At 38.1% G+C, this 9,895-nt stretch carries 6 protein-coding genes; 2 read left to right on the top strand and 4 right to left on the bottom strand.

Annotated elements, in window-relative coordinates; genetic code table 11:
* The 3 genes from ACKI5B_RS12725 to ACKI5B_RS12715 form a co-directional block, all read right to left on the bottom strand.
* On the bottom strand, positions 1-1,154 hold a 1,154-nt coding region (locus tag ACKI5B_RS12725; RefSeq protein ID WP_407429351.1), incomplete at its 3' end, for a M16 family metallopeptidase.
* 39 nt (positions 1,155-1,193) lie between these two features.
* Entirely contained in the window at positions 1,194-2,864 is a 1,671-nt protein-coding gene (leuA, locus tag ACKI5B_RS12720; RefSeq protein ID WP_407429349.1) for a 2-isopropylmalate synthase, read from the bottom strand.
* A gap of 169 nt (positions 2,865-3,033) precedes the next feature.
* A complete protein-coding gene (locus ACKI5B_RS12715; protein ID WP_407429347.1) occupies positions 3,034-5,211 on the bottom strand; it encodes a DUF4954 family protein in 2,178 nt (725 codons plus the stop codon).
* Positions 5,212-5,278: 67 nt separating this feature from the next.
* Between ACKI5B_RS12715 and ACKI5B_RS12710 the strand changes: the two genes are divergently transcribed.
* Positions 5,279-8,083: an insulinase family protein gene (locus ACKI5B_RS12710; RefSeq protein ID WP_407429345.1), complete on the top strand. Its 2,805-nt coding sequence runs from the start codon at positions 5,279-5,281 to the stop codon at positions 8,081-8,083.
* Here the strand turns inward: ACKI5B_RS12710 and ACKI5B_RS12705 are convergent.
* Entirely contained in the window at positions 8,073-8,651 is a 579-nt protein-coding gene (locus tag ACKI5B_RS12705; RefSeq protein ID WP_407429343.1) for a 5-formyltetrahydrofolate cyclo-ligase, read from the bottom strand. The genes ACKI5B_RS12710 and ACKI5B_RS12705 overlap by 11 nt on opposite strands.
* Before the next feature lie 121 nt (positions 8,652-8,772).
* On the opposite strand from ACKI5B_RS12705, the gene ACKI5B_RS12700 reads away from it, so the two are divergent.
* On the top strand, positions 8,773-9,895 hold a 1,123-nt coding region (locus ACKI5B_RS12700), incomplete at its 3' end, for a monomeric [FeFe] hydrogenase (RefSeq protein WP_407429341.1).

Genomic DNA, 9,895 nt, shown 5'->3' with positions numbered 1-9,895 from the left:
CCGTAAGTTTTTTTATCAGTCAAAAGAGGAAAAGACTTGTTTTTTAAAGTTAAAAGATATTCTTCAGATTTCTGGACAGGATTTGTTTCGCCCTGATTTAACATATATGCATAAAAACAGATAAGGCTGCCAGCTCTTCTTGTCGGATAAGAAACACCGGTATAATCAGAATCCGGAATAGAAAGGTTTTTATTTGAAATAACACTTGATACAAATTCTGATGACGGATTTGCTAAAATATTTACAAGAATATCGGCCGGATATGTATCATTCACATCAAATTCACCGTCCGGACCGCGAAGAAAATAATTTGCTGAAATAATACTGTCTGCATTTCCCGGATTTACGAAAATCATTTTTAAATCACTGTCAAGATTTTTAAACGGTTCTTTCACAGACTGATGAATTTTTTCTGCCTTTTCTTCAGGATTTTTCCAGTCACCATAAATATCTTTTACATAACGAAAAACTTCTTCATGATGAACATCTCCGCCTACAAAAATGGCAGAATTACGCGGAATATAATATTTTTTCTGAATTTCGCGCAGTGATTCTACCGTTGCATTTTTTACGACAGAAGGACTTCCGCCCGGATCTAATCTCCATGCACCGTCTGGAAAAAGATTTTTAAAAATAGCAGACGAACGGATATGAGCCGGGTCAGTAAAATCTGCATTAATTTCGGAAAGAACTACAGCTTTTTCGTTTTCAAGTTCTTTTTCATCTATTTTTGGAGTACGGATTGCATAAGACCAGAATTCAAGACCGTTTTTTACCTCTGAAGACGGAACTGTAAAAAAATAATTTACCCGGTCGATGCCGGTTGAACCGTTTTCGTCAATAACGCCCATTTTATTTTCGGCTTCGGTAAATTCATCCTGATTTGCGTATTTGGCATTTCCCTTAAAAAGCATATGCTCGTAAAGATGGAAAAGACCGGCTGTTTCCGGCGTCTGAGTAACAGCTCCTGCCCTGACTGCAAGTTCGATGTAAGCAAGCGGAGCTGAATCATTTTCTGCTATAAAAAGTTCAAGCCCGTTTTCAAGTGTGTAACGGTAAAGAGTCGGAAAATTTGTTTCCTGAGCTGATAGAAAAGAAAGCGCGAAAGTAAAAACAAACGCGCATATTATCTGAAAACGTCTCGTGTTCTTCATATTAACAGAAACAAATTAAAAGCCGGAAAGTTTCAGCTCTTACTGGTTCAGTGCAGAAACAACCGCTGCAATACCGGCTTTGCCGACGTTGCTTGATTTTCCGACACCCCACTTAACAGAGCCGTCTTCTTTTGTAATCTGAACGTAAGCCACTGCATAAGTGTCGCTTCCTGAACCGACAGAGTGTTCGTTGAAAGCCGTAATATTGAATTTCGGCAAAGGTGTAGAAGCAAGGGCTGCAACAAAGGAATCGAGAGGACCGTTACCCTTTCCGCCGATTGAAATCTGTTCGCCGTTGTATTTGATTACGCCGCGGCACGAAACATGCTCTTTGTCGCCGTGTCCTTCAAGCTGAGTTGATGCAAAATCGAGGACTGAAAGCGGTTCTTTTTTAGAAATCCACTGTTCTTCAAAGAATTTAAGGATTTCTTCCGGCTGAAGTTCACGCTGGGCTGCATCGCTTTTTGCCTTGATAAGGTCGCCGATTGAGCTCTGCATTGCCTTTGGAATTGCATATCCGTAATTGTGTTCAAGAATAAAGCTTGCTCCGCCCTTTCCGCTCTGAGAATTGATTCTGATAATTCCTTCATACTGGCGGCCGATGTCGTGCGGGTCGATTAAAAGATAAGGAACATCCCAGACAGCATCTTCGCTCATTTTGGCACGGGCTGCAAATCCTTTGGCAATCGCATCCTGATGACCGCCGGAAAGGGCTGTATAAGCCAGGCCTCCTGCATAAGGAGAGCGCGGATTGATTTCCATTTTGGTGTATTCCTGGTAGGCATCTGCAATATCCGGAAGATTTGAAAAATCAAGCTGTGGGTCTACACCCTCTGAGAACATATTGAGCGCAACAGTTACGATGTCAAGGTTTCCGGTTCTCTCGCCGTTTCCAAAAAGACAGCCTTCAACACGGTCTGCGCCGGCTAAAAGCCCGAGTTCGCACGAAGCAACGCCTGTTCCGCGGTCGTTATGACAGTGTGTTGAAATGATTACGCAGTCTCGGTGAGAGATTTTCTGAGCAAAGTATTCGATTGAGTCTGCATAAATGTTTGGTGTGTAACATTCAACAGTTGTAGGAAGGTTGAAGATGATTTTATTTTCGCGGTCCCAGCCCCACTCGTTTCCGACAGCCTCACAGATTTCGATTGCATAGTCAATTTCTGTCATTGAAAAACTTTCCGGTGAATATTCAAGGCGGATCTTTTTGCGGTCTTCTTCGCTTAAATCTTTCATGCATTCTTTAATGACTTTTACGCCGTCAGTTGCAATTTTGATGATTTCTTCTTTTGACTTGTTGAAAGTGTATTTTCGCTGGGCCGGAGAAGTTGAATTGTAAATGTGGAAAATTACGCTCGGAGCACCTTTGATACATTCCATCGTGCGGCGGACTAATTTTTCGCGCGCCTGACACAATACCTGAATCGTTACATCAGAAGGAATGCGTTTTTCGTCGATAAGGCGGCGTATAAAATCGTATTCAGTATCGCTGGCACTGGGAAAGCCGATTTCAATTTCTTTGAAACCAAGCTTTACGAGAAGTTCAAAAAATGCAAGTTTTGTTTCGATTCCCATCGGGTCAATTAGAGCCTGATTTCCGTCACGAAGGTCAACGGAACACCAGACAGGTGCCTTTTCAATCCGCTTTGACGGCCAGCTGCGGTTTACGACTGGAACAGAAGGAAACGGTCTGTACTTTTTTGCATTCATTTTAAAACTCCTTAAATAAAAAAAAGACCTGCTGCCAAAAGCAACAGGTCCTGCAATGTACTATTAAATATTAACACTACTGCCTATTCTTTTAGCATTCACGAGAAAAACTGCACAAAAGTAGTAGTGATAGTGTCATCATGCTTTAAGTATGCTGATTCGAGGCTTTTTAGTCAATAGACAGCGATGTTAATTCACTGAATAAAACTTTCACCTTTTCTTCAAAAGATTCTGTCTGTTGTTTCATTTCAAGAATAAACTCGTTGTCTGTTATGCCGCCAAGAACAGCATCCATTTCACGGGCATTTCTGAAAGTCTGCATGCGGAATTCATCATCAAAATCCTTCATACGGGAAATAAGAGTTGCTTCATACATGTTTTGATTTGCAAAAAGAACATCTTCGATAATTCCGTCAAAAATTTTTCGGTTAAATTCACCAAGCGGACGGGAATAAAGTTTTTCCAGAAGGTTCAAAGCATAAGAAACCTTGTAATCTTCATAATGCTTCTGACACTCATTATAAAATTCATGAACAGTCTGCCATGAATCAATTGAAGAATTTTTTATTGAATCAAAAAGCTCGGTAAGGCATTTTTCAGGAATAATCTGGCCGCCGATATTCACCCATTTTGTATACAGAGGCATTTTTGAAATTTTAAAGATATCTTCACTTGAAATCCATTTTTTAGCGTTTCTGTCACAATATTCACATAAAGTGCGGACTGCAAAATATTTAACAATACGGCGGTAAGCTTTGTAAGCTTTAACAGGTTTTACGATTTTTGCACCGTATTTTTTCTGGGCATTTTTGTCAGTTAGAACAAAATCAGAATCAGGATTTTTGTGGAGAAAATCTTTTGCATTCTGATAAAGCTCATTCTTGTCTGAGGCAGCAAGAGCATTTTCCTTTTTCTGAGAAACAAGATAATCTGCCGTAAGTTCAATTATTTTCCGTAAAGCCTGCTCTACTTCCTGAATTGTATCAGGTGCAAAAGGGTCTGTTTCTATATTCTGAATTTTTACGATTCTTTTATCGCGCTTTTCAAATTTTGCCTTATTTCTTGCAACGGCATACATATTGTACATAAACCAGTAGGCCGGAATTATTGTAACCGGCTGACAGGGACCATTACTTGCTACAAGTGAGAAAGGATACTGAATATTAAGCTCGTGCTGATAGCTTCCTTTTGAAATAAGGGTAAAACTTGCAAAACTGGAATTATGCTTAAAATCAGAACAAAGTCCGGGCCAGAATCCACGGCCTGCATACATTTCACCGTCTGCAGCACGCGAATTATGATTTGATCCGATTGTAGCCCCGGAAGCAATATTACTCTGACCAGCAACAATAGATGCTATAAGGAAAGAAGAATTGTGATGCTGTTCATGGAAAGGAAAAATCAGGTTATTTAAGATTTCACAGCACGAAACTGTAGAATTATCGCCCAGAATAGAATTTAAAAGGCGCGCACCATATTTTAACTGACAGTTTCTGCCGATTACAAAACGTACAGCCACGGCCTGATAGAAAACGCGCGAAGCATAGCCAAGAATTCCGTTAACCAGTTCAACTCCTTCACCAATCTGGCTTGCTTCCTGTTCAGAAGAAAGAACAGTAATATTTTTGAGTTTGAATGCACCTTTTATATAGGCACTGTTTCCGATTTTTGCATCTTTAAGAAGAGTTGTATTTTTTATTACAACATCATCACCTGTAATGCCATAGGTATTTAATTCTTTAGAGAACTGATTTTCAGTAAGCTGAATAAAACGGTTCTGCAATACCTTGTCATCACGGTATTTAGCCCAGATGTAAGCATCAGCTGCAATCATATCTTCAAAAGCAAGAACTGCACGACCGTCATTTTCATTTCCGACACCAATCCACACTCTGTTTGACTCAGGCTCTCCGTTTTTTAAAATGCCGTTTCCAAATTTTGAGTGTTTTGTGCAGGACATTTCCTGAATATTAAAGAGAATATTTCTGTTTCCGATTTTATAATTTGAAAGATAATGAACATTCCGGATAACACAGTCATCATCTATAACGACATTTTCAAGATATGAATCATAAAGCCCTGCCGTTAAAACTAAATCATGATATTTAAGGGAAATTTTGGAAAGTTTTCCTATTACAAGGAATCCGTTAATTTCGCAGCCGGAAATAAGAGAAACATCAAATTCTTTTTTACTTACCCAGATATTTTTCCATGAGGAATCCGAATTTTTGTTGCTTTTTTCAAGAATGTTTATTTCATTTTGAGTAAGCTGTCTTTTACCTTTGAGAAAATCGTTATGAAAATCAGGCAGTTCAGCTGTGTTTGTTTCTGTACTTAAAGTAACCATAAATTGATTTTATCGGATTGGAAAGATGTTAGCAATTACTGTATAATTCTTGAACGGCGGGATATTTATGAAGCGTTATTTTTTTCTCTTACTGGTATTTTTCAGTCCTTTTTATTTCTTTGCTTTTTCAAAAAATGATGTTGATTTTTTTACTCTGGAAAACGGACTGAAAATTTATGTTCTTGAAGACAATTCCTCTCCAACCATAAGAATTGAACTTTGTGTAAACGCAGGTTTTACAGAACAGACTCCTGAAAATGCAGGTTTTTTTACGCTGTACGCACGATTACTGAATGGAGAAATTTCGAATGACTCAGTAAGATTTACAGCAACAGTTGCTCCAGGTTCAATCGAAAAAGCAGTTCTACTTTTAAGTGAAAAATTAAAACCCTTACAGCCAAACGATTCAGAACTGAATTCACTTCTAAAAATAATGACTGCCGAATTTAAAGAATATGAATCCAGTGCAACAGGTTTTATAAATACGGCAATTGATTCCAGAATTTTTCCGGATGCCCCCTGGACACGGGAAAGCGGAATATCTTCATCTGATTTTTCTTCAAAAACAAAATCTGAAGTCCGCACTATTCTAAAAAAAATTTCTGAAAATTATTACACCGCTTCAAACAGCACAGTTTTTATAAACGGAAATATATCAAAAAATACCGCTCTTGCAGTAATTCAAAAATATTTTTCTGATTTTTCCCAGTACAATTCTAAAAAACAGGATTTGCCGTATTCAAAACTGATACAGGAGCAAATCTCAAAAGGAAATCTTTCCAAAGGCAGGAAATTTGTTCTTGCTCACAAAGATTTTTCAGACGAAATGACACAGATTGTCGTCCAGTACAAAAATCTTTCAGATGATGAATGTGATGTGCTGGCACAGACATGGAACAGAGACGGTTCTGCATTCAAAAAATTACTGCTTAAACAAAGAAATTTAAAAATTCTTGGAGATGAATATATTGATATTTCTTCAGCCCGGGAAAAATCTGCTTCCAGAGTTATTATTCAGTCGCTTTTAGGAAATGCAAAAGTTTCACCGGTTGTTCAGACAGATTTGTTTCTTACAATGAGCAGAGATGAAGATGTATTTTCAGAAAAAGAATTAAAATCAACACTAAAAAAAATCAAAACGGAATACACAAGGCTTTCAGAAAGTTCCACATTAATATTAGAACAGCTGTCAGACTATATTTCATCTCATGATTCTGCATCAGAAAAATCTGCAGATTTTTTCGACAAAAACAACCGGCTTTCAGAAATCAAATCAGATACTCTCAAAGAAAAAATCAATCAGGAAGAACCGTTTGTTTTTGTTTTATTAAATTCAGCTGTCTATCAGAAATATGCACAGGAATTTACGCGTGCCGGTTTTACTCAAATCAATCAAAAAGACAGTGCATGGTACAATCAGATTTTTTACAAAAATATTATCGCATCAAAAGCAAAAAAATCTGATTCAGATATAAACCTGCTCGAAGAAATTTCAAAATCGGCACAAAATTTTATTTCCAGAAATATGGCAGAATTTTCTTTCTTTAAACTTATTAACAACATTCCGGTCACAGTAAAACGAAGCGAAAATTCAAACACGGCTGTTCTTTCCATGACAATCGAAGGCGGTGAACTTCTTTTTACAGATAAAGTTCCGGGACTTTCTTCCGTTTTAACAGATTCGATAGCAGTAAACATAAACAGCCAGTTAGATTTATTTGCTTCTAATGGAGCTGTCACAGGTTTTTATGAAGTTTCAGCGCAGACACTTTCAACTCATTCAATAATAACAATAACCTGTCTTGCAAAAGAAATTGATTTTGCTTTACAGGCAGCCTACTCTGCCCTTGTTTACTGCGATATTAATCCGGCAACAGCAGACGGTGTTACTTACGATGAACGCACTCAGTGGCGGCTTAAATCGGGAAGTTCAGAATTTCAGCTTCTATGTGAAGCAATAAGAATTTTATACGAAAAAACAGATTATCCGAAGCTTTATAAAGATACTGAAGAAAAACCGGCGTCTTCTCTGGATTTTACAAAAATACTTGAAAGCTATCCGGTTTTACTTGACTCAACAAGAATTTCTTTGATTTTGACAGGTTCGCTTAAAGATAATGAAAAGCTTGCAAAATCATTAAATTCTACATTCGGACTTTTAGGTTCAATAAAAGAAACAGAATCTAAAGATTTAGCCCTCCCCCGTCCTGATTTTTCAAGCTTAAAGCAGTCAGAAAAAAGAATCTCAATCCGCCACCTTTTCTTAACGGACATTTCAAAGGATAAAGCTGGCCCACGTCCGCAGATTCTTATTCCTACAACAAAATTCTTAGATCCGGTTTTATACTGTTTTGCTTCTCCGGATTTATCATCTACAGACTGTGCACTGTTCAATTCAATTCTGATTGAAATTGCAGAACGTATGGAAAATATACTGAGCAAAAAATATCCTGAAACAAAAGTAAAAGCCAAGCTTCCGGAAAATGACATTCCTTTTGCAAGAATTGTAGTAACAAATGTTGAACACACCTCTGAAATTGATTCGGTTTATGCTCAGACAGTGCAGTCTTTAAAAACGGATATTACAAAAGCCATTTCAATTCAGACCGGCGGAGTAATAGATCTTGAAAAAACAGAATTACTTTCCAAATTTGAAAATAACTGGCTTATGAGAGTTATTGCTCAGGCAGAAAATCAGACAGGAACGGCAAAACTGATTCAAACAGGCGAAGTCCAGAAAAATCCAAAACTTTACTTAGAACAATATGCTGCAATCGACAAGGCAAATCCGGAAGATTATTTTTTAATTACCGAAAGTTATTTTACTGATAAGATTCCTCTCGCTTTGTACAGCAAAGACTCTAAAAAATAACTGTATCCATCAGAATGTCATGTTCTTCTGCCGGTAAATCATCTGTAATCTGACACTTAAGGGCAATTGCACATAAAAATGGTTTTATTCCGGATTTTTTCAATCGCTGGATATAAATATCATAAAACCCTTTTCCATGTCCAAGCCTTTTTCCGCTTTGTGTAAAAGCAACCCCGGGAACAATCATGAACGGGGCAGATTCTTTCTGTACCGCTTTTTCCCGGACTTTTTGAAGTTCTGATTTGGGCTCCCGGATTCCATAAGCACCGGTTTTCAGCTGTTCATCAATTGATTTAGAAGAATCAAGTAAATAAAAATCCATTTTATTTTCGCCGGTTTTCATTGATTCAAAATCAACTTTTGGAACGCAGACTTTTTTGCCTTTCAAAAGTGCATCTTTAATTACCGGCATACAGTCAGCTTCAAGAATATCCGGGATATATGCAAAAACTAAAGATGCTTTTTTATATTCTGAAAGAGATATTACCTTATCGAAAATTTTCTGTGTAATTTCTGCTTTTTCGGAAGCGGTAGTATTTTCACGAAAATCAGATAAAATGCGTTTCATTTTTTTCCGCAATTCTTTTTTTGAACTTAGAATCATAGTGGTATTTTAGCAGATTCGTGATATAATTTTAAGCGAAACAGTTAAAATATGCCGCATCCATTCGGCAAAAAGAGGTACACTAATGCTCAACGTAAACAACAATGCTTCAATCATGAAGCAGGAAATCTTAGTCAAAATTGCAAAACTTCAGCTTGAAGGCAAACTTGCTGAAGGCGTACATTACATTCCCAAAGAAATGGTTCCAAAAGGAAGTCCTTCAATCCGCTGCTGTGTTTATCACGACCGTGAAATCGTACGCACACGGGTTATTGCCCGCATGGGATTTTCTGTAGAGGACATGGACGAAGAAAAGCGGCTTGCAGATTTTGCAACAGAAGCATTAAACCGCGAAAAACCTACCTGGCCAATGCTCACTTTCTTGAATGACGCATGTAACGGCTGTGTAAAAACAAAATACCTTCCTACAAATGCCTGTCAGGCATGTCTTGCCCGCCCATGTAAAATGAACTGTCCTAAACAGGCAATAGAAATTTATGATCACCGCGCTCATATTGATCCGGCAAAATGTATCAACTGCGGTATGTGTATGCAGAACTGCCCTTACCATGCAATCGTAAAAATTCCGATTCCATGCGAAGAAGCTTGTCCGGTTGGTGCAATCACCCGCAACGAAGAAACCGGTCATGAACAGATTGACTACGATAAATGTATTTTCTGCGGTAAATGTATGAGTTCATGTCCGTTCGGAGCTGTAATGGAAAAATCTCAGCTTGTAGATGTAATCAAGCATATTATGACAGGTAAAAAAGTTGTTGCCATGTACGCACCTGCAATTGCCGCACAATTTAAAGCAGCGAAGCCTGGTCAGCTTGAAACGGCTCTTTTAAAAGCCGGATTCAGCCGTGTCTGGGAAGTTGCAATCGGTGCAGACATTACGGCCGACAAAGAAGCAGCAGAATTTGTTGAACGGATGGAGCGCGGCGATAAAATGATGACTACCAGCTGCTGTCCTGCATATGTTCGTGCCGTTCAGATTCATGCTCCGGAACTCAAAAACTGTATTTCAGAAACAAAATCTCCAATGATTTACACGGCTGAACTTGCAAAAAAAGCCGAACCGGACTGTATCACAGTTTTTGTTGGACCTTGTCTTGCAAAAAAACGCGAAGGCTTTGATAACGACATTGTTGATTATGTACTTTCAGTTGAAGAAGTCAGTGCATTGTTCACTGCAAAAGAAATTG

Source organism: Treponema sp. (genome assembly GCF_045657965.1).
Classification (GTDB): Bacteria; Spirochaetota; Spirochaetia; order Treponematales; family Treponemataceae; genus Treponema_D.
The sequence above is the reverse complement of the archived record's forward strand: the minus strand, read 5'-3'. Positions and strand labels throughout refer to the sequence as shown.

Excerpts from the sequence above, each read along its gene's own strand:
- leuA (WP_407429349.1), bottom strand. The coding sequence starts at position 2,864 with ATGAATGCAAAAAAGTACAGACCGTTTCCTTCTGTTCCAGTCGTAAAC.
- ACKI5B_RS12705 (WP_407429343.1), bottom strand. The coding sequence starts at position 8,651 with ATGAAACGCATTTTATCTGATTTTCGTGAAAATACTACCGCTTCCGAA.
- ACKI5B_RS12715 (WP_407429347.1), bottom strand. The coding sequence starts at position 5,211 with ATGGTTACTTTAAGTACAGAAACAAACACAGCTGAACTGCCTGATTTT.
- ACKI5B_RS12710 (WP_407429345.1), top strand. The coding sequence starts at position 5,279 with ATGAAGCGTTATTTTTTTCTCTTACTGGTATTTTTCAGTCCTTTTTAT.